The organism is Micromonospora sp. CPCC 206171, assembly GCF_036906755.1.
Classification (GTDB): Bacteria; Actinomycetota; Actinomycetes; order Mycobacteriales; family Micromonosporaceae; genus Micromonospora; species Micromonospora purpureochromogenes.
This window is the reverse complement of record NZ_JBAKHT010000030.1, coordinates 21,497-40,119: the sequence shown is the minus strand read 5'-3', so window position 1 is coordinate 40,119 and position 18,623 is coordinate 21,497. Positions and strand designations below refer to the sequence as shown.

Here is an 18,623-nt window from a genome sequence, read left to right as displayed (position 1 = left end):
CGGCACCAGACATTGTCGTCGCCAGAACAGACCAAGGAAGAGATGACTACCCAGGCTTCCGCGCCGCCCAGCACCAAGACGCAGGCGCTCCGCTCGTACGACGTCGCCGACTTCCCGGCCCTCACCGGCCTGGAGGAGGAGTGGCGCTTCACCCCGCTCAAGCGGCTGCGCGGGCTGGCCGGTGCGGCGCAGGCCGCCACCGCCACGGTCCGGCACGAGTACGGCGACCTGCCCGAGGGCGTCACCGTCGGGCAGATCGGCGCGGACGACCCGCGGGTGGGCAGCGTGCTCACCCCGGTCGACCGGGTCAGCGCCCTGGCGTACGGCGGCGCGGGGGACGCGCTGCTGGTGGAGGTCGCCCGGGACGCCGTGGTCGGCGCACCGGTGACACTGCGGGTGGTCGGCGACGGCGTCGAGGGGCTGGCCTTCGGGCACACCTTCGTCGACGTGGGCCGGTTCGCCGAGGTCACCCTGGTGCTGGAGCACGTCGGCTCGGCCACCCTGGCCGACAACGTCGAGGTGTCGGTGGCCGAGGGCGCGAAGCTGATCCTGGTCACCGTCGCGGACTGGGCCGCCGACGCGGTGCAGGCCCAGCACCTCAAGATCAAGCTGGGCCGCGACGCCAAGGTGACGCACATCCAGGCCAGCCTCGGCGGCGACCTGGTCCGGCAGTACACCTCGGTGGAGTACACCGGCCGGGGCGGCGAGGCCGAGCTGTACGGCGTCTACTTCGCCGACGGCGGCCAGCACCTGGAGCACCGGCAGCTGGTCGACCACAACGTGCCGGACTGCCGCAGCTACGTCGGCTACCGGGGTGCCCTGCAGGGCGACGACGCGCACACCGTCTGGGTGGGCGACGTGCTGATCCGCGCCGAGGCGACCGGCACCGACACGTACGAGATCAACCGGAACCTGCTGCTCTCCGACGGCGCGCGGGCCGACTCCGTACCCAACCTGGAGATCGAGACCGGCGAGATCGCCGGCGCCGGCCACGCGAGCGCGACCGGCCGCTTCGACGACGAGCAGCTGTTCTACCTGATGGCCCGGGGCATCCCGGAGGGCGAGGCCCGTCGCCTGGTGGTGCGCGGCTTCTTCGCCGAGCTGATCAACAAGATCCCGGTCGAGGAGCTGCGCGAGCGGCTCGGCGACGCGATCGAGGCCCGGCTGGCCAAGGCGGGCGCCTGATGATCAAGATCTGCTCGACCGAGGACGTGCCGAAGGGCACCGCGATCAGCGCGGACGTGGACGGCACCCAGATCGCCGTCGTGCACGGCGAGGACGACACCTTCTACGCCGTGTACGACGAGTGCTCGCACGCCGCGGTGGCCCTGTCCGAGGGCGAGGTCGACGGGTGCACGCTGGAATGCTGGCTGCACGGATCCCGTTTCGACCTACGGACTGGTGAGCCCACCGGCCTGCCCGCCACCGAACCCGTCCCCGTCTATCCCGTCGAAGTCCGCGACGGCGACATCTACGTCAGCCTGACGCCGAGCAATGGAGTGACCCGATAATGAGCACCCTGGAGATCCGCGACCTGAAGGTGTCGGTCAAGCTGCCCGAGGGTGAGCTCAAGCCGATCCTGGCCGGTGTCGACCTGACCGTCCGCTCGGGTGAGACGCACGCGATCATGGGGCCGAACGGTTCCGGCAAGTCCACCCTGGCGTACTCGATCGCCGGCCACCCCAAGTACGAGATCACCGGCGGCTCGGTGACCCTCGACGGCGAGGACGTGCTGGCCATGTCCGTCGACGAGCGGGCCCGCGCCGGCCTCTTCCTGGCCATGCAGTACCCGGTCGAGGTCCCCGGCGTCTCGGTGGCCAACTTCCTGCGTACCGCCAAGACCGCCATCGACGGCGAGGCGCCGAAGCTGCGCACCTGGGGCGGCGAGCTGCGCGGCGCCATGGAGCGCCTGCAGATGGACCCGGCGTTCGCCCAGCGCAACGTCAACGAGGGCTTCTCCGGCGGTGAGAAGAAGCGGCACGAGATCGTGCAGCTGGAGCTGCTCAAGCCGAAGATCGCCATCCTCGACGAGACCGACTCCGGCCTCGACGTGGACGCGCTGCGCGTGGTCAGCGAGGGCGTGAACCGGGTCCGCGACACCGGCGACACCGGCGTGCTGCTGATCACCCACTACACCCGCATCCTGCGCTACATCAAGCCGGACTTCGTGCACGTCTTCGTCGCCGGCCGGATCGTCGAGCAGGGCGGGCCGGAGCTGGCCGACAAGCTCGAGGCCGAGGGCTACGAGCGGTACGCCGCCGGGGCCGGCTCGGCGCGGGCCTGACACGACACGACAGGGGCCGGCTGAGATGACCACCATCGCGATCCCGTCCGGGATGCCGCAGTACGACGACGTGCCACGCTTCGACGTGGCAGCAGTGCGCGCCGACTTCCCGATCCTGGACCGGGAGATCAACGGGCACCGGCTGGTCTATCTCGACAGCGCCAACACCTCGCACAAGCCGCGTCAGGTGCTTGACGTGCTCGCCGAGCACTACGCGGTGCACAACGCCAACGTGTCGCGCTCGGTGCACACCCTGGGCACCGAGGCGACCGAGGCGTACGAGGGGGCGCGGGCGAAGGTCGCCGCGTTCATCAACGCGCCGAGCGTGGACGAGGTGGTGTTCACCAAGAACTCCACCGAGGCGATCAACATCGTGGCGTACGCGTTCTCCAACGCCTCGCTGCGGCCCGACGCCGACCCCCGGTTCCGGCTCGGCCCCGGGGACGAGGTGGTGATCTCCGAGATGGAGCACCACTCGAACATCGTCCCGTGGCAGCTGCTCTGCGAGCGCACCGGCGCCACGCTGCGCTGGTTCCCGGTCACCGACAACGGGCGGCTGGACGAGTCGGGGCTGGAGGAACTGGTCACCGAGCGGACGAAGATCGTCTCGCTGGTGCACATGTCCAACATCCTCGGCACGGTCAACGCCACCTCCCGGATCACCCAGCGGGTCCGCGAGGTGGGGGCGCTGCTGCTGCTCGACTGCTCGCAGTCGGTGCCGCACATGCCGATGGACGTGGTCGACTACGACGCCGACTTCATCGTCTTCACCGGCCACAAGATGTGCGGCCCGACCGGCATCGGCGTGCTCTGGGGCCGGGGCGAGCTGCTCGCCGCGATGCCCCCGGTGCTCGGCGGCGGCTCGATGATCGAGACGGTGTCGATGGCGCGCTCGACGTTCGCCGCGCCACCGGCTCGGTTCGAGGCCGGCACCCCGCCGATCGCGGAGGCGGTCGCGCTCGGCGCGGCGGTCGACTACCTCACCGGCGTCGGGATGCGCGCCATCCAGTGGCACGAGAAGGAGCTGACGACGTACGCGCTGGACGCCCTCGCCACCGTGCCGGGGCTGCGCGTCTTCGGCCCGACGGTGCCCGTCGGCCGGGGCGGGACGATCTCGTTCGCGCTCGGTGACATCCACCCGCACGACGTGGGGCAGGTCCTCGACTCGCTCGGCGTGCAGGTGCGGGTGGGGCACCACTGCGCGAAGCCGGTGTGCACCCGGTTCGGCGTGCCGGCCATGACGCGGGCGTCGTTCTACCTGTACACCACCACGGAGGAGATCGACGCCCTGGTGGCGGGGCTCGAGCAGGCGCGGAAGGTGTTCGACTGATGCAGCTCGACCAGCTCTACCAGGAGATCATCCTGGACCACTACAAGCACCCGCACGGCCGTGGCCTGCGCGACGCCGACCCGGACGCCCGGGTCGCCGAGGCGCACCACGTCAACCCGACCTGCGGTGACGAGATCACCGTCCGGGTGGCCACCGACGGCGACACCCTCGACGACATCTCGTACGACGGGATGGGCTGCTCGATCAGCCAGGCGTCGGCGAGCGTGCTGCACGAACTGCTGCGCGGTCGGGGTGCGGGTGAGGCGTTCGCCGTGCACGAGGCGTTCGTCGAGTTGATGTCCGGGCGGGGCCAGGTCACGCCGGACGAGGACGTACTCGGTGACGGGGTGGCTTTCGCGGGCGTCGCCCGCTACCCCGCCCGGGTCAAGTGCGCGCTGCTGCCGTGGATGGCGTTCAAGGATGCCGCGGCACGCGCCGGCGTGGGCGTGAGCCCGACGGAGGTGAAGGCATGAGTTCTGAGGAGACCGCCGCCACGGCGGGCGGCGCCGTGGCGGAAGCTGGCGCGGCCACCCCGGCGACCGGCGGCAAGGCCGCCGTCGCCGACATCGAGGAGGCGATGAAGGACGTCGTCGACCCGGAGCTCGGCATCAACGTGGTCGACCTCGGCCTGGTGTACGGCGTGCACGTCGACGACGAGAACGTCGCGACGCTGGACATGACGCTCACCTCGGCGGCCTGCCCGCTCACCGACGTGATCGAGGACCAGGCCCGGCAGGCGCTGACCACCGGCCCCGGCGGGGGACTGGTCAACGACATCCGGATCAACTGGGTCTGGCTGCCGCCGTGGGGCCCGGACAAGATCACCGACGAGGGGCGCGACCAGCTCCGCTCGCTCGGCTTCAACGTCTGACCCACCGCGCCGGCTGGCCGGACGACAGGCCCCGACCTCAGGTCGGGGCCTTTGTCGTCGGTGCGGCCCGCATGCACCCACGGATAACCGGTGGCGGGCCCGGACGGCGTCCGGCGACAATCGCCGCATGATCGAGTCGACGTCGTCCCGCACCGTCCCTGTCGCCGCGGCCATCGCCGCCGGGCGACAGCGGCCGCTGCCGTGGCGGCTGCGACCCGACACCCGCCGCCATGGGTGACGCGCTGCTCGCCGGCCTGCTCGCCGGCTACGGGGTGGCGGTGCCGGTCGGGGCGATCGCCATCGTGGTCATCGGACTCACCGCCCGTACCTCGTTGCGGGTCGGCGCCGCCGCCGCCCTCGGGGTGGCCGCGGCGGACGGCCTCTACGCCGCCCTGGCCATGCTCGGCGGCGCCGCCCTCGCCGGTCTGGTGCGCCCGCTCGCCACCCCGTTGCGCTGGGCGGCCGTCGTGATCCTGCTCTTCCTCGCCGGGCAGCTCGCCGTGGGCGCGCTGCGCCGGCACCGTCGCCCGGCCGGCCCGGCGCGGGCCGAGCGGGGTCTGTCCACGCCGGGCCGGGCCTTCGCCGGGCTGCTGGCGCTCACCCTGCTCAACCCGATGACCATCGTCTACTTCGTGGCCCTGGTGATCGGCCGGCAGGCGTCCGGTGGGTGGACGCCCGCCGGCCAGGTGGCCTTCGTGGCCGCGGCGTTCGCCGCCTCGGCGAGCTGGCAGCTGCTGGTCGCCGGCGGCGGCTCGCTGCTCGGTCGGCTGCTCACCTCCGACCGTGGCCGGCTGGTCACCGCGCTGCTGGCCAGCGCGCTGATCGGGCTGCTGGCGCTGCGGATGATCTGGTGAGCCGGCCGGTTCAGTGCGGGTACACCTCCAGTTCCCAGAGCGAGAAGCCGTAGGAGGTGGCCCGGGTCAGCCCGACCATCCGCACGTAGCGGGCACTCGTCGTGGCGAACCGGTCGTTGTCGGTGCCACCGTCCCCGGCGGTGGTGGACCAGACGGTCCGCCAGGCGGCGCCGTCGGTGGAGACGTCGATCCGGTACGACCGGGCGTACGCCGCCTCCCAGCGCAGCACCGCGCGGGCCACCGGCCGGACCGCACCGAGGTCCACGGTGATCGACTGGTGGTCCGACCAGCCGCTCGACCACCGGGTGCCCGGGTCGCCGTCCACCGCCCGGCTGGCCGGGAGGAAGAGCTGGCTGCTGGAGGCGGTGACCGGGCGGCCGGCGGCCAGGTTGGTCAGGTCGTCGCCGCGGCGGGCCGGGAACGACACCACCTGCTGGTAGGTCGGCCGGTTCTGCCAGGCGATGACGGGCTGCTTCAGCCCGCCGAGCGGGGACTGCACGATGGCGTCGGCGCACCACTGGTCGCCGGCCGCGCAGGTCGCGTCGCCGGGGTAGACCTCGGTGGCCGGTCGGGCGGCGGCGCTGCGCAGCGTGTCCAGCAGGATCTGCCGGCAGGCGGCGAGGTCACCGCCGCCGCAGTACCGGCGGTCCGAGCCGCCGGGCACCGGCTCGCCCAGCACCGCGCGCAGGTCGGCGTCGACGTACCCCCACCAGCCGTACTGGAACGACGAGCCCTTGTGCCCCTGCGCCTCGTTGGCGGAGGTGGGCAGGGTGGACTGGTCGCCGCGCTGCTGCCCGGACGGCGACTCGTTGATCTGCATGGCGTTGACCAGCGCCTGGTACAGCTCCGGGCCGAGCGGTGCCCGGAACTGGCCGTTGACCAGCAGCGGCCACCAGGCGTCGAAGATCCGGATCGCGTCCGCGTGCCGGTACACCTTGGTGCCGCGGGCCGTCTCGACCCGCAGTGCGCCCTCGGCGCGCCAGGCCCGGAGCTTGCCCACCACGGCGGCCAGGTCGGCGTCGGTGACCGGCTGGCTCTCCAGCACCCGGATCAGCTCGTCGAGCACCTCGGCGCCGCGCAGGTCGGTCAGGCCGGCCCGCTCGACCAGCGAGGTCAGCGTGGCCCGGTCGAAGGTACGCCCGTCCGCCAGCGCCGCTCGGATCGGCCGGTCCAGCAGGTTCACCCGGTGCACCGGGCCGAAGCTGAAGTTGCCGTCGGCGGCGCCGAAGTCCTTGGCCTGCTTGTTGTTCCAGCTCACGTAGTAGTCCTGGTCCACCGAGTACGGATGCGCGGCCAGGGGTTGGTACGCGGCGGTGTTGGCGACCGGGTCGAAGTCGCGCCACTCGTACGCCGGATCGGCCTTCATCGGCAGGTTCGGGTCGGACCCGGCAGCGCGCACCGGGTTGAGCCCCGAGTTGGCGTACGCCGACTGGGTGGAGTTCACGTAGAACCAGTTGAACGCGTACCCGATGGTGCCGGCGGACTCGCGGAACGCCGTGGCGTCGCCCATCGCGGCCGGGTCGTTGAACATCTGGAAGCCGATCGCCGAGTCCGCCTCGTGCCGGTAGGTGGCGCGCAGGTGGGTGAAGGCGTGCGGCTGGCCGCCCACGGTGCCCCGCCAGGCGACCAGGCCGAGTGCGGTGCGCCGGGCGACCAGCCGGTACGACCCGGCGGCGGTGCCGTCGGCGAGGGTGGGCCGCCAGGCGTTGACGTGGGAGATCTCCTCCATCGGCTGGCAGCGACCCCGGTAGCGGTAGTGGTTGCTGGCCAGGGTGGGTGCGCTGCCGTCCAGCGTGCACAGCGGCAGGGCGTAGGTGTCGGTGATGTCGTGGGCCGACGAGGTGGCGCTCCAGGCGTAGTCCTGACCCCGGCCCAGCAGCACGTAGAGGTTGAGCCCGGCGAAGGCGGCGCCGCGCGCGCTGATCCCCGGCCCCTGCAACTCCTGCACCATCAGCAGCTGGGGCGAGAAGTAGCCGGTCTGCGGGCCGAACACGGCGATCGGGTGGCCGGTGGCGGAGTGCTCGGCCGAGATCACCGCCGCGTTCGACATGCCCCGGTTGGCCCGGCCGATGGTCAGCCCGGACAGCGCGGCGGCCAGCTCGGACGGCCCGCCGGCGGCGGCGCCGGCGGCCGTGCCGGTGGCGTCGCTGACCACCGGTTCCACCCGGGCCGAGCCGCCGTCCGGCAGCACCACGCTGGCCGCGTTCGCGGGGGCGTCACCGTAGGGGAAGCTCTGCCCGTCGTGCAGGGTCAGCACCGTCTCCGGGTTCTCCTGGCTGCGGAAGGCGGTCCAGACCCGATCGCCCTCGACCACGCCGTAGCGGGCCCGCGCGGCCAGCCGGACCAGCGCCGACTGCATCTCGTTGCCGCCCCCGCCGCCGAACAGCCCGCCCACCACGCCGGCGATGGCGATCAGGTCGGTCATCCGGAACGGCTCGGGCCCACCGGCGTTGGTGACCGCGTCCAGGTGCCCGGTGAGCACGTACTCGCCGGGGCAGTTGCGGTGCGCCATGCAGTGCCCGATGTAGGCGTTGATCCCGGCGAGGTACTCCTGCACGTCGCTGTAGAGCTGCTCGCCCCGGGGGCCCTTGCGCCGCAGCGCCTCCACCTGCGCCGCCAGGTCCGCCTCGGTGTACGGCGAGTTGCGCCAGACGCTCTGCTCCAGCGCCCGGTTGCCGGGCGCGCCACCGGCGAACGGGGTGAGCGTGCCCCGCCCGACGTGGCGGAGCAGGTCGATGGTGAACAGTCGGTCCTCGGCGCCGGCGTAGCCGGCCCCGAACATGGTGCCGCCGCGGGTGCTGCCGGTGACGTGCGGGACGCCGGTCGCCCGGTCGCGCACGATAGTCACGTCGGCGCGCGGCGAGTAGCTGCGCTCGACCTGATCGGCCGGCACCCCGAAGCCGGCGTCGTTGAAGAACGCGCCGAGCTGGTCCTCGCGCAGCCCCGCATAGCCGTAGACCAGGTCGGCGTACCGGCCGAGCTGGTCACCGGCGTGCCGGGGCAGGGTGCCCAGGGCCTGGTTGGCGAGCACCTCGACGAGGGTGGCGTTGCCGTTCTGTCCCGGCGGCAGGATGTCCGAGCATTCGCCGAGACAGTGGTCGCCCGCGGCGAATCCGCTGGTGGTGGCGGTGGTGGCGGCGGGCGCGGCGGCGACCGGGGCGGCGGGGGAGACGGTGAGCAGGGCCGCCACGGTGACCGTCGCCGCGGCGGCGGCGGTCAGCCGGCGGGCGGCGGCGCGGCGGGCGGGGTGCGGTGGGACGGGACCGCGTGGCTGCATGGGTACCTCGCAGACGGAGGATGGATCCGAGAAACATTCGGTTACCGGATGGTAAGCGTTCATCGATGCCCGTGAAAGGCCTGGAGTGGGGCGCCGCCCGTGGCCCGGCAATTCGGTACCGTTCGGCCATGACCAGTCGACCCGCAGCCGGGGGTGGCCGGTGGGTCGAGGTCGACCCGACCCGCGTCGCCCGCTGGGTCGAGGGCTTCGCCGACCGGCACGGCCCGCCCACCACCACCCTGACCGGGTACGGCCTGCTGCTCGCCGCCCCGGACGGCGCGACCGCCCAGCTGCACACCCCGCCCGGGGCGCCGGCCACTCACGACGTACCCGAATTCGTGGCTGCCGCGGCCGAGCCGCGCCGGATCGGCCTGTTGCTGGCCCGCAAGGGCGCGGTGGCGGTCGGCGTCGCGGTGGGGGAGGAGCTGGCGGTCTCCAAGGTGGACACCCGCTACGTGCAGGGCCGTACCGCGGCGGGCGGGTGGTCACAGCAGCGCTTCGCCCGGCGGCGGGACAACCAGGCGAAGGCGGCCCTCGGCGACGCGGCCGAGCTGGCCGTACGGCTGCTGCTGCCGGAGGCGGCGACGCTGCGCGCGCTGGTCTGCGGCGGTGACCGGCGGGCCGTCGACACCGTGCTCGCCGACCGGCGGCTGGCCCCGCTCGCCGCGCTGCGGGCCGAGCGGCTGCTCGACGTCCCCGAGCCCCGGCACGCGGTGTTGGTCGCCGCGATCGCCGCGGCCCGCGCGGTGCGGATCCTGGTCCGCGACGCCGCACCCGACGCCGCCTGAACCGCTGCTCGGTGTGGCGTGGCCAACTCGTCGCGTGCCGGCCGCTAGCCTGCGGACATGGCCGCACGCGAGGGGGCCGTGCCGCCGGCGCAGGGCACGAGGACGACCGAGACCGACCGGATGACGGCGTTCAGCGACGGGGTCTTCGCGATCGTCATCACCCTCCTGGTGCTGGAACTTCGCCCACCGGCGTACGAATCCGGTGGGCTGCTCGACGCCCTACTGCACGAGAAGGCCGCCTACCTCGCCTTCGTGATCTCGTTCGTCTACATCGGCGTGCTCTGGCTGAACCACCACGCGCTGCTGCTCCTGGTCGGCCGGACGAACCTCGCACTCAACTGGATCAACCTCGCCCTCCTGCTCGGCGCCGTGATCATCCCGTTTCCCACCGCGGTGCTCGCGTCGGCATTCACCCATGCGGGCGCCGCCGACCAGCGGGTGGCGGTGGTCCTGTACGCACTGTCCGCCGCGCTGATGTCGGTACCCTGGCTGGCCTTCTTCGCCTACCTGGAACGCCACCCCGCACTGCGGGCACCCGACATCTCCATCGAGTACCTCCACGCCCAGCGGGCCCGGCCCGTCACCGGCGTGATCCTCTACGGCGGCAGCGCCGCAGTCGGCTGGTTCGTCAACCCGGTAGCCGGCCTGATCGGGATCATCGTCATGATCATCTACCACGCCGTCACGAGCCAGGGGCTCAGGCGGCGCGGTCACCGGCGGCTGCCGGGTCGACGGCGAACCTGACTCGACGACAGCCGTCCTGGCCGGCCGCGGCCGGAACCGGTGACCCGGAAACGCCACGGCGGCCGGTGGGTGGGGAACCCACCGGCCGCCGCCGGGCACCTCGGACCGGGGCGCTCAGCGGCTGCCGCCGAAGGTGTCGCAGGACTTCGGGTCGCCGCTGTCGTAGCCGCGGCTGAACCACTCCTTGCGCTGCGCCGAGGAGCCGTGGGTGAACTCCTCGGGGTTCACCGGGCGGTTCGCCCGCTCCGAGATGGCGTCGTCGCCGATCTTCTCGGCGGTGTCGATCGCCTGCGCGATGTCCTGCTCGCTGACGCTCTTGAAGATCTTCTGGCCCTTCGCGTCGGCGGTGCCGGTGGCGTTCTTCGCCCAGGCGCCTGCGTAGCAGTCGGCCTGGAGCTCCAGCTTCACCGACAGCGCGTTGGCGTTGTCCGGGTCGCGCTGCTGCTGGCGGCGCATCTGCGCCTCGGTGCCGAGCAGGTCCTGCACGTGGTGGCCGTACTCGTGGGCGAGCACGTACGGCTGGGCGAACTCGCCCTCCGCGCCGAGCTGGTCGGCCAGCACCCGGTAGAAGGTCAGGTCGATGTAGACCAGGTCGTCGGCCGGGCAGTAGAACGGGCCCACGCCGGAGTCGGCCTGGCCGCAGCCGGTGTTCACGCCCTGGCTGAAGAAGACCGTCTTCGACGGCCGGTACTGCTCGCCGAACTTCTCCGGTAGCGCGGCCTGCCAGTAGGCCTGGATCGAGTTGACGTAGGCGGTGTTGCGGCAGTCCAGCTGCTGGAGCGCGTCGTCGGCCGAGCACTTCTGCTGCAGCGACGTGTTGTCGCCCTGCTCACCGCCGCCGTTGGTCGCGGCGTTCAGTCCGAAGCCGCCGCCGACCAGCGCGACCAGTACGGCGATGATGATGCCGACGATTCCTCCGCGACCGCCGCCGATCGGGATGGGAATACCCATCCCGCCGCCCCCGCCGGACCCTCGCCGATCGTCCACCTGACTGGTGTCGATCTGCGCGTTCTCGTTCAGCTCCATGTTGACCCCGATCACCGATTCATCACGTTTGGTGGTTGCGGTACCGGACCGGGTCCGGACGGCGTTTCGGTACCCGATGATCTTGCTCGGTAATCCGGGCGGGGCGCCGAAGCCGGCCCGGTACACTTGGCTCGTGCTGCTCTGCGAAGGCTGAACCGCCCCGCGCCGACGGTCCATCGGGCCCGCCGGCCGTTTCGCGTGCCCTGAGTCAGCCCTTCCAGACCCCGAGAGCGAGTACCGGAAAATGATCACTGCCACCGGCCTGGAGCTGCGTGCCGGCGCCCGGATCCTGCTGTCCGACACCACCCTGCGGGTGCAGCCGGGTGACCGGATCGGCCTGGTGGGCCGCAACGGCGCCGGCAAGACCACCACGCTGAAGGTGCTGGCGGGGGAGGGGCAGCCGTACGCCGGCCAGATCGACCGGCGCAGCGCGATCGGCTACCTGCCGCAGGACCCGCGTACCGGCGACCTGGAGGTCACCGGGCGGGACCGGGTGCTCTCCGCCCGCGGGCTGGACGTGCTGATGGCGCAGATGAAGGAGCTCGAGGAGAAGCTCGCCGAGGACGCCGACGACAAACTGGTCCGCCGCTACGGCGCGCTGGAGGACCAGTTCGCCGCCCTCGGCGGGTACGCCGCCGAGGCCGAGGCGGCCCGGATCTGCGCCAACCTCGGGCTGCCCGACCGGGCGCTCGCCCAGACCATCGGCACCCTCTCCGGCGGCCAGCGCCGCCGCATCGAGCTGGCCCGGATCCTGTTCCGCGACGCCGGCGAGAACGGCGGCGGCATCCTGCTGCTCGACGAGCCCACCAACCACCTCGACGCCGACTCGATCACCTGGTTGCGCAACTTCCTCGCCAACCACAAGGGCGGCCTGATCGTCATCTCCCACGACGGCGCGCTGCTGGAGTCGGTGGTCAACAAGGTGTGGTTCCTCGACGCCACCCGCTCGGTGGTCGACGTCTACAACCTGGGCTGGAAGGCGTACCTGGAGGCGCGGGAGACCGACGAGCGGCGCCGCCGCCGGGAACGGGCCAACGCCGAGAAGAAGGCCGGCGCCCTGATGGCCCAGGCCGACAAGATGCGGGCCAAGGCCACCAAGACCGTCGCCGCGCAGAACATGGCCCGCCGCGCCGAGAAGCTGATCTCCGGCCTGGAGGAGGTACGCGTCTCCGACAAGGTGGCGAAGGTGCGCTTCCCCACGCCGGCACCGTGCGGCAAGACCCCGCTGACCGCGACCGGCCTCTCCAAGTCGTACGGCTCGCTGGAGATCTTCACCGACGTGAACGTCGCGGTGGACCGGGGTTCCCGGGTCGCCATCCTCGGGCTCAACGGCGCCGGCAAGACCACCCTGCTGCGGATGCTCGGCGGCCTGCTCACGCCGGACACCGGCGAGGTGCACGCCGGGCACGGCCTGCGGCTGGGCTACTACGCCCAGGAGCACGAGACCCTGGACGTCGAGCGGACCGTGCTGGAGAACATGCGCGCCGCCGCCATCGAGCAGTCCGACACCGACCTGCGCAAGATCCTCGGTGCCTTCCTCTTCTCCGGGGATGACGTGGACAAGCCGGCCGGGGTGCTCTCCGGCGGCGAGAAGACCCGGCTCGCCCTCTCCACCCTGGTCTGCTCCGGGGCCAACGTGCTGCTGCTGGACGAGCCGACCAACAACCTCGACCCGGTCAGCCGGGAGCAGGTGCTCGACGCCATCGCCAACTACCCGGGCGCGATCGTGCTGGTCACCCACGACCCCGGCGCGGTGCTGGCGCTCAAGCCCGACCGCGCGATCCTGCTCCCCGACGGCGACGAGGACGCCTGGAGCGACGACCTGCTCGAACTGGTCGAACTGGCCTGACGGGGCTGCGCCCGGTGGGGGGCTCAGGTGGTTAGGTCGGCCAGGCGGGTCAGCACGCCGGAGGTGACCAGGATGACCAGGCCGACGCCGACGAAGATCGCCGGTACCAGCCAGTGGCCGGCCCGGCCGACCAGCCGGACCACCCGGGGATGCCCGCCCAGTACGGTCGCGACCGCGCACCAGAGCGCCACCAGGGCGGCGAAGACCACCAGCCAGACCAGCCCGGCCGCCGGCTCCAGGGAGCGGAACACCGGCACGTAGACGGCGATGTTGTCCGCGCCGTTGGCCATGGTCACGCCGGCCACCCCGAGCGCACCGCCGACCACCGCCGGGGGCGCCTCGTCGTCGGTGTGTGCCAGCAGGGCCCGGATTCCGAGACCGATCGGCAGCAGGCCGAGCAGGCCGGTCCACGGGTCGGGCACCACGAGCAGCCCCGCCGCGACCACCAGCGCGGTCGCGGCCAGCGCGCCGATGCCCAGGTACTGGCCCGCCACGATCCGCCAGGGTAGGGGTCGGCCGGTGGCGCGGGCGGCCACGAAGAGCACGGTGAGCACGACGATGTCGTCCACGTTGGTCGCGGCGAACACCAGGGCCGCGCCGGCCGCGGCGGCGAAGAGGTCGGTCACGCCGGGCAGGGTACGGGCCGCCGGGCGGGCTCTGAACGGCCCAGGCGCGCACGTCCTGCGGGCCGGTCGGAAGGATCACTCTATCGGGAAGCTGACATTGCATAGCGTGTCGGTTGGCGAAGAGTTGATATCTGGCGCATGATCGTTCGAGGCGGTCTAATAGGTGGGACCGTATCCGAACCGCACAGTCTGGGACGTGAGGAATCAGCATGGCAGCCACTGGCACAGCCACCAGCACTGAGAAGGGTCGCCGGATCGTCGGAGCCGAGCGTCAGACGCTCGCCAAGGACCTGGTAAAGCGGTACACCTCGGGTGAGAGCATCCGCGCGCTCGCGGCCTCGACCGGACGTTCCTACGGGTTCATCCACCGGGTGCTCACCGAGTCCGGCGTCCAGCTGCGGCAGCGCGGCGGCGCCCGGCGCCGCAAGAAGGCGTGACCCGCCCACCAGCGTCGTCCATCAGCGTCGTGGTCCGGGCCGTCCGGTGACCGCCGAGACGACCGGGGTACGACTCGACTGCGACGGGCCGGTGGCGACGGTGACGTTGTGCCGGCCCGACGTGCTCAACGCGCAGACCCCGGCGATGTGGCGCGCGATGAGCGACTTCTCGCGGGATCTCCCCGGCGACGTACGTGTCGTCGTGGTGCGCGGCGAGGGGCGGTCCTTCTCCGCCGGCCTCGACCTGTCGGTGGCCGGCGCGTCCGGGCCGGGTTCGTTCGCCGAGCTGGCGACCCTGCCCGAGCAGGAGTGCGCCGACCGGATCGCCGAGTTCCAGGGCGGCTTCAGCTGGCTGCACCGCCCCGACGTGATCTCCGTGGCGGCCGTGCAGGGGCACGCCATCGGCGCCGGCTTCCAGCTGGCGCTCGCCTGCGACCTCCGGGTGCTCGCCGAGGACGCCAAGCTCTCCATGGCCGAGGTGACGCTGGGCCTGGTGCCTGACCTCGCCGGGACGAAGCGCCTCGTCGAGCTGGTCGGATATTCGCGCGCCCTGGAGATCTGCGCGACCGGCCGGCGGATGGACGCCGCCGAGGCGGACCGGATCGGGCTGGCCACGCTGGTGGTGCCCCCCGCCGACCTGGACGGCGCGGTACGGGACCTCGCCGCCGGGCTGCTGGCCAACAACCGCGACGCGGTGGTCGAGATCAAGGCGTTGCTCGCCGGCGCGGCCGGTCGCTCGCACGCCGACCAGCAGCGCGCCGAGCGGGAGGCGCAGACCCGCCGCCTGCGCGATCTCGCCGGACGGGGAGAATAGTAAGGACCGTTCGGGAAGATCCGGGTTACTACTGAGGTTGTCGTAGTCGTCGGGAGAATCGAACCCGACGGTGCGCGCTGCCGCAGATCCCGGAGGTGACCGATGTCCAACCCGATGTCCGGTGGGGGCATGGCCGGGTGGAGCATGCTCCGGTCGATGCGCAGCAGCGACGAGGTCTCCGCGCACCGGCTCAAGCGCGGCACCGCCCGGCGGATCGTGGCCTTCGCGGAGCCGTACCGGCGGGACATCGTCGTCTTCCTGGTCACCGTGGTGATCGCCGCGATCATCGGGGTGGCCACCCCGGTGCTGGCCGGAAAGGTCATCAACGCCATCACCCGGGGCGGCGCCGAGGCCGGGGCGACCGTGGTCCGCCTGGCGCTGGTGATCGCCGCGCTGGCGGTCGCCGACGCCCTCTTCTCCCTCGCCCAGCGCTGGTACTCCGCCCGGATCGGCGAGGGGATCATCCTCGACCTGCGCACCCGGGTCTACGACCACGTGCAGCGGATGCCGTTGCAGTTCTTCACCCGGACCCAGACCGGCGCCCTGGTCAGCCGGCTCAACAACGACGTGATGGGCGCCCAGCGGGCGTTCACCTCCACCCTCTCCGGGGTGGTCAGCAACGTCATCCAGCTGGTGCTGACCGCCGGCGTGATGTTCACCCTCTCCTGGCAGATCACCACGCTCTCGCTGATCCTGCTGCCGATCTTCATCATCCCGGCCCGGCGGGTCGGGAAGCGGCTGGCCGAGATCACCCGGGAGTCGTACAACCTCGACGCCAAGATGAACGCGACGATGACCGAGCGGTTCGGCGTGGCCGGGGCCCTGCTGGTCAAGCTCTTCGGCTCGCCCGAGATCGAGGCCCGCCGCTTCGCCGGCCGGGCCGAGCGGGTCCGCGACATCGGCATCCAGTCGGCCATGTACTCGCGGACGTTCTTTGTGGCGATGCTGCTGGTCGCCTCGCTGGCCCAGGCGCTGACCTACGGGCTCGGCGGTTGGCTCGCGGTCACCGGTGCGGTCAGCGCCGGCACCGTGGTCACCCTCGCGCTGCTGCTCACCCGCCTCTACGGCCCGCTGACCGCGCTGTCCAACGTCCGGGTGGACGTGATGAGCGCGCTGGTCTCCTTCGACCGGGTCTTCGAGGTGCTGGACCTGCGCCCCGGCATCGAGGAGAAGCCGGACGCGGTGCCGGTGCCGCGCGGCAACGGGCGGGTCGAGTTCCGCGACGTGCGGTTCCGCTACCCGGCCGCCGCCGAGGTGTCGCTGGCCTCGCTGGAGGAGGTCGCCACCCTGGACCGTACGGTCAACGAGCCGGTGCTCAAGGGCGTGTCGTTCACCGTCGAGCCCGGTCAGATGGTGGCCCTGGTCGGGCCCTCCGGCGCCGGCAAGTCGACGCTGTCGATGCTGATCTCCCGGATCTACGACGTCACCGACGGCGAGGTGCGCGTCGGCGGCGTGGACGTCCGCGACGCCACCCTCGCCTCGCTGCGCGACGAGATCGGCGTGGTCACCCAGGACTCGCACCTGTTCCACGAGACGATCGCCGAGAACCTGCGCTACGCCAAGCCGGACGCCACCGACGACGAGATCTGGGCGGCGCTGGCCGGCGCGCAGGTCGCCGACCTGGTCCGGGCGCTGCCCGAGGGGCTGGAGACGATGGTCGGTGAGCGCGGCTACCGCTTCTCCGGCGGCGAGAAGCAGCGCATCGCCATCGCCCGGCTGCTGCTCAAGGCGCCGTCGATCGTGATCCTCGACGAGGCCACCGCCCACCTGGACTCGGAGAGCGAGGCCGCGGTGCAGCGGGCGCTGGCGGTCGCGCTGACCGGGCGTACCGCGCTGGTCATCGCGCACCGGCTCTCCACGGTCCGCGACGCCGACCAGATCCTGGTCCTCGACGACGGCCGGATCGTGGAGCGGGGCCGGCACGAGGAGCTGGTCGCGGTCGGCGGGCTCTACGCCGAGCTGTACCGCACCCAGTTCGCGGTCGCCGACTCGCCGGCGCCGTACGCGGCGACGGAGCCCGAGCCGGTGATCACCACGGTGCCGCTGGGCACGTACGTCGCCCACGAGGCGCTGCCGCCGGCGGCGGCCAACTAGCCGGCGACGGGCCACCAGCCCGGCGACGGGCCACTAGCCGGCGACGGCCGCCCGCAGCTCTCCGAAGGCCGCCCCGAGCGTCTCCGGGGTGAAGTGCGCGTTCAGGCCGCTCGGGTTCGGCAGCACCCAGAGCCGGGCCCCGGCCAGCGTCTCCGGCTGCGGGCCGAAACCGGCCTTCGGCCGGGCGAACCCGATCCGGTACGCGGTCACCCCGACCACCGCCACCCAGGCCGGCCGGTAGTGGGCGACCTTGCCGGTCAGGATCTCCGCCCCGGCCACCAGCTCCGCCGGGGTCAGTTCGTCGGCGCGGGCGCTGGCCCGGGCCACCATGTTGGTGATGCCCAGGCCGAGGCCGGGGAGCTGGTCCTGTTCGCTCGGGTGCAGCTGGCGCGGGGTGAAGCCGCCCCGGTGCAGCGCCGGCCAGAAGCGGTTGCCGGGTCGGGCGAAGTGCCAGCCGGTGGCCGCCGACCAGAGCCCGGGGTTGATGCCGACGAAGAGCACGTCCAGCCCGGGCGCGATCAGGTCCGGAATGGTCCGGTCGGCCGCGGCCGCCAGCTCGTCCTTCGTGGGCCGGCCGCCGGCGGCTCCCCGTGTCCCGCCTGACGATCCCCGAGCCGCGTTGGCGGTTTCCGGCGTCGCGTCGGGCGGTCCCCCGGCCGCGGCGGCGGTCCCCAGCGTCGCGTCGGCGGCCCCGGGCGGTGCCCCGGCGGGCGGCCGGCCGGACGGCGGCCCCGGCCGCCGGCCGGACTGGGAGCCCCGTGGCCCGGACCCGGCCCGGGCGACCGGCCGACCCGGGCGGGAACCGGCCGGGTCGTCGGCGCGGTCGGCGGGGCTCACAGGCCGCGCAGCGCGCCGCCGTCGACCGGCACGGTGACCCCGGTGACGTAGCTCGCGGCGGGGGAGAGCAGGAACGCGGCGACCCGCCCGAACTCCGTCGGGTCGCCGATCCGGCGCAGCGGGATGCCGGCCTCCGCCTCGGCCCGGGCCGCCTCGGCGTCCCCGGTGGCGGCGAAGAGTTCCCGGTTGCGGTCGGTCATGATCCGTCCGGGCAGCAGGCCGAGCACGCGCACGCCGCGCGGGCCGTACTCGTCGGCCATGTCCTTGGCCACCCCGGCCAGGCCGGGGCGCAGGCCGTTGGAGATGCCGAGGCCCGGGACCGGGCCGCGGGCCGAGGTGGAGAGCACCAACCCGATCGCGCCGCCGTCGGTGAGCGCGCCGGCCACCGTACGGGCGGCGCGGACGCTGCCGAGGAAGACCGTCTCGAAGGACTGCCGCCACTGCTCGTCGGTCACCTGGGCGGCGGTGCCCCGGGGCGGGCCGCCGACCGAGACCAGCGCGCCGTCCAGCCGGCCGAAGTGCTCCCGCGCCGCCACCACGAGCCGCTGCGGCGTCTCCGGGTCGGCCAGGTCGGCGGTGAGCCCGATGGCGTGCCGGGGACCGCCGAGCCGCTCGACGGCCTCGGCGACGCGCTCCGGGGCGCGGGCGGAGAGGACGACCCGCGCACCGTCGGCCACGAGGCACTCGGCGGTGGCGAAGCCCAGGCCCCGGGAGGCGCCGGTCAGCACGTACACCCGGTCGGTGAGTCCGAGATCCATGCCGCCGATCCTGCCGTACCCGGCTACCGGACGC

Annotated in this window: 18 protein-coding genes; 13 read left to right on the top strand and 5 right to left on the bottom strand. The window is 72.8% G+C overall.

Annotated elements, in window-relative coordinates:
* Positions 1-42 precede the first annotated feature (42 nt).
* The 7 genes from sufD (at position 43) to V6U89_RS25940 (ending at position 5,339) form a co-directional block, all read left to right on the top strand.
* A complete protein-coding gene (gene sufD / locus V6U89_RS25970; protein ID WP_334574508.1) occupies positions 43-1,185 on the top strand; it encodes a Fe-S cluster assembly protein SufD in 1,143 nt (380 codons plus the stop codon).
* On the top strand, positions 1,185-1,511 hold the full coding sequence (locus tag V6U89_RS25965) for a non-heme iron oxygenase ferredoxin subunit (protein WP_334574506.1): 327 nt from the start codon (positions 1,185-1,187) through the stop codon (positions 1,509-1,511). Before sufD ends, V6U89_RS25965 begins: the two co-directional genes overlap by 1 nt.
* A complete protein-coding gene (gene sufC / locus V6U89_RS25960) occupies positions 1,511-2,284 on the top strand; it encodes a Fe-S cluster assembly ATPase SufC (protein ID WP_179805760.1) in 774 nt (257 codons plus the stop codon). The genes V6U89_RS25965 and sufC overlap by 1 nt, the downstream gene beginning before the upstream one ends.
* A gap of 25 nt (positions 2,285-2,309) precedes the next feature.
* On the top strand, positions 2,310-3,614 hold the full coding sequence (locus V6U89_RS25955; RefSeq protein WP_334574503.1) for a cysteine desulfurase: 1,305 nt from the start codon (positions 2,310-2,312) through the stop codon (positions 3,612-3,614).
* Positions 3,614-4,087 carry a Fe-S cluster assembly sulfur transfer protein SufU gene (gene sufU / locus V6U89_RS25950; RefSeq protein ID WP_154943622.1) on the top strand — a complete coding sequence of 158 codons (474 nt, stop codon included), beginning with the start codon at positions 3,614-3,616 and terminating at the stop codon, positions 4,085-4,087. Before V6U89_RS25955 ends, sufU begins: the two co-directional genes overlap by 1 nt.
* Positions 4,084-4,485 (top strand): metal-sulfur cluster assembly factor, encoded by a 402-nt coding sequence (locus V6U89_RS25945; RefSeq protein ID WP_334574501.1) that lies wholly within the window; start codon positions 4,084-4,086, stop codon positions 4,483-4,485. Before sufU ends, V6U89_RS25945 begins: the two co-directional genes overlap by 4 nt.
* A gap of 230 nt (positions 4,486-4,715) precedes the next feature.
* Complete coding sequence (locus tag V6U89_RS25940) at positions 4,716-5,339, top strand: LysE family transporter (protein ID WP_334574499.1); 624 nt, start codon at positions 4,716-4,718, stop codon at positions 5,337-5,339.
* Positions 5,340-5,349: 10 nt separating this feature from the next.
* On the opposite strand, the gene V6U89_RS25935 is transcribed toward V6U89_RS25940, so the two are convergent.
* Positions 5,350-8,616 carry a penicillin acylase family protein gene (locus V6U89_RS25935; RefSeq protein ID WP_334574497.1) on the bottom strand — a complete coding sequence of 1,089 codons (3,267 nt, stop codon included), beginning with the start codon at positions 8,614-8,616 and terminating at the stop codon, positions 5,350-5,352.
* Between the two features lie 128 nt (positions 8,617-8,744).
* Here V6U89_RS25935 and V6U89_RS25930 point away from each other — a divergent pair, with 128 nt between their 5' ends.
* On the top strand, positions 8,745-9,404 hold the full coding sequence (locus V6U89_RS25930) for an acVLRF1 family peptidyl-tRNA hydrolase (RefSeq protein ID WP_334574495.1): 660 nt from the start codon (positions 8,745-8,747) through the stop codon (positions 9,402-9,404).
* A 57-nt stretch (positions 9,405-9,461) separates the two neighbouring features.
* Positions 9,462-10,148, top strand: a complete 687-nt coding sequence (locus V6U89_RS25925; protein ID WP_334574493.1) for a TMEM175 family protein — start codon at positions 9,462-9,464, stop codon at positions 10,146-10,148.
* Positions 10,149-10,262: 114 nt separating this feature from the next.
* On the opposite strand, the gene ypfJ is transcribed toward V6U89_RS25925, so the two are convergent.
* Positions 10,263-11,174, bottom strand: coding sequence for a KPN_02809 family neutral zinc metallopeptidase (gene ypfJ, locus V6U89_RS25920; protein WP_334574550.1), 912 nt, complete (start codon positions 11,172-11,174; stop codon positions 10,263-10,265).
* Between the two features lie 244 nt (positions 11,175-11,418).
* On the opposite strand from ypfJ, the gene V6U89_RS25915 reads away from it, so the two are divergent.
* Positions 11,419-13,023 carry an ABC-F family ATP-binding cassette domain-containing protein gene (locus tag V6U89_RS25915; protein WP_334574491.1) on the top strand — a complete coding sequence of 535 codons (1,605 nt, stop codon included), beginning with the start codon at positions 11,419-11,421 and terminating at the stop codon, positions 13,021-13,023.
* Positions 13,024-13,046: 23 nt separating this feature from the next.
* On the opposite strand, the gene V6U89_RS25910 is transcribed toward V6U89_RS25915, so the two are convergent.
* Positions 13,047-13,649: a cadmium resistance transporter gene (locus tag V6U89_RS25910; RefSeq protein WP_334574489.1), complete on the bottom strand. Its 603-nt coding sequence runs from the start codon at positions 13,647-13,649 to the stop codon at positions 13,047-13,049.
* A gap of 209 nt (positions 13,650-13,858) precedes the next feature.
* Here V6U89_RS25910 and V6U89_RS25905 point away from each other — a divergent pair, with 209 nt between their 5' ends.
* The 3 genes from V6U89_RS25905 to V6U89_RS25895 all read left to right on the top strand — a co-directional run bounded on the left by V6U89_RS25905 (position 13,859) and on the right by V6U89_RS25895 (position 16,994).
* A complete protein-coding gene (locus tag V6U89_RS25905) occupies positions 13,859-14,086 on the top strand; it encodes a helix-turn-helix domain-containing protein (protein ID WP_007462679.1) in 228 nt (75 codons plus the stop codon).
* A 46-nt stretch (positions 14,087-14,132) separates the two neighbouring features.
* Positions 14,133-14,900: an enoyl-CoA hydratase/isomerase family protein gene (locus V6U89_RS25900; RefSeq protein ID WP_334574487.1), complete on the top strand. Its 768-nt coding sequence runs from the start codon at positions 14,133-14,135 to the stop codon at positions 14,898-14,900.
* A 114-nt stretch (positions 14,901-15,014) separates the two neighbouring features.
* Positions 15,015-16,994, top strand: a complete 1,980-nt coding sequence (locus V6U89_RS25895; RefSeq protein WP_334574548.1) for an ABC transporter ATP-binding protein — start codon at positions 15,015-15,017, stop codon at positions 16,992-16,994.
* Between the two features lie 33 nt (positions 16,995-17,027).
* On the opposite strand, the gene mug is transcribed toward V6U89_RS25895, so the two are convergent.
* Positions 17,028-17,831 (bottom strand): G/U mismatch-specific DNA glycosylase, encoded by an 804-nt coding sequence (gene mug / locus V6U89_RS30270; RefSeq protein ID WP_442933988.1) that lies wholly within the window; start codon positions 17,829-17,831, stop codon positions 17,028-17,030.
* Positions 17,828-18,589 (bottom strand): SDR family oxidoreductase, encoded by a 762-nt coding sequence (locus V6U89_RS25885; RefSeq protein ID WP_334574485.1) that lies wholly within the window; start codon positions 18,587-18,589, stop codon positions 17,828-17,830. Before V6U89_RS25885 ends, mug begins: the two co-directional genes overlap by 4 nt.
* Positions 18,590-18,623: the final 34 nt, after the last annotated feature.

Bases quoted from the DNA above. Each gene is read 5' to 3' on its own strand.
- V6U89_RS25955 (WP_334574503.1), top strand. From the start codon at position 2,310: ATGACCACCATCGCGATCCCGTCCGGGATGCCGCAGTACGACGACGTG.
- V6U89_RS25930 (WP_334574495.1), top strand. From the start codon at position 8,745: ATGACCAGTCGACCCGCAGCCGGGGGTGGCCGGTGGGTCGAGGTCGAC.
- V6U89_RS25915 (WP_334574491.1), top strand. From the start codon at position 11,419: ATGATCACTGCCACCGGCCTGGAGCTGCGTGCCGGCGCCCGGATCCTG.
- V6U89_RS25935 (WP_334574497.1), bottom strand. From the start codon at position 8,616: ATGCAGCCACGCGGTCCCGTCCCACCGCACCCCGCCCGCCGCGCCGCC.
- sufU (WP_154943622.1), top strand. From the start codon at position 3,614: ATGCAGCTCGACCAGCTCTACCAGGAGATCATCCTGGACCACTACAAG.
- V6U89_RS25940 (WP_334574499.1), top strand. From the start codon at position 4,716: ATGGGTGACGCGCTGCTCGCCGGCCTGCTCGCCGGCTACGGGGTGGCG.
- sufD (WP_334574508.1), top strand. From the start codon at position 43: ATGACTACCCAGGCTTCCGCGCCGCCCAGCACCAAGACGCAGGCGCTC.
- V6U89_RS25965 (WP_334574506.1), top strand. From the start codon at position 1,185: ATGATCAAGATCTGCTCGACCGAGGACGTGCCGAAGGGCACCGCGATC.
- ypfJ (WP_334574550.1), bottom strand. From the start codon at position 11,174: ATGGAGCTGAACGAGAACGCGCAGATCGACACCAGTCAGGTGGACGAT.
- V6U89_RS25925 (WP_334574493.1), top strand. From the start codon at position 9,462: ATGGCCGCACGCGAGGGGGCCGTGCCGCCGGCGCAGGGCACGAGGACG.
- V6U89_RS25885 (WP_334574485.1), bottom strand. From the start codon at position 18,589: ATGGATCTCGGACTCACCGACCGGGTGTACGTGCTGACCGGCGCCTCC.
- V6U89_RS25905 (WP_007462679.1), top strand. From the start codon at position 13,859: ATGGCAGCCACTGGCACAGCCACCAGCACTGAGAAGGGTCGCCGGATC.
- V6U89_RS25945 (WP_334574501.1), top strand. From the start codon at position 4,084: ATGAGTTCTGAGGAGACCGCCGCCACGGCGGGCGGCGCCGTGGCGGAA.
- V6U89_RS25895 (WP_334574548.1), top strand. From the start codon at position 15,015: ATGTCCGGTGGGGGCATGGCCGGGTGGAGCATGCTCCGGTCGATGCGC.
- sufC (WP_179805760.1), top strand. From the start codon at position 1,511: ATGAGCACCCTGGAGATCCGCGACCTGAAGGTGTCGGTCAAGCTGCCC.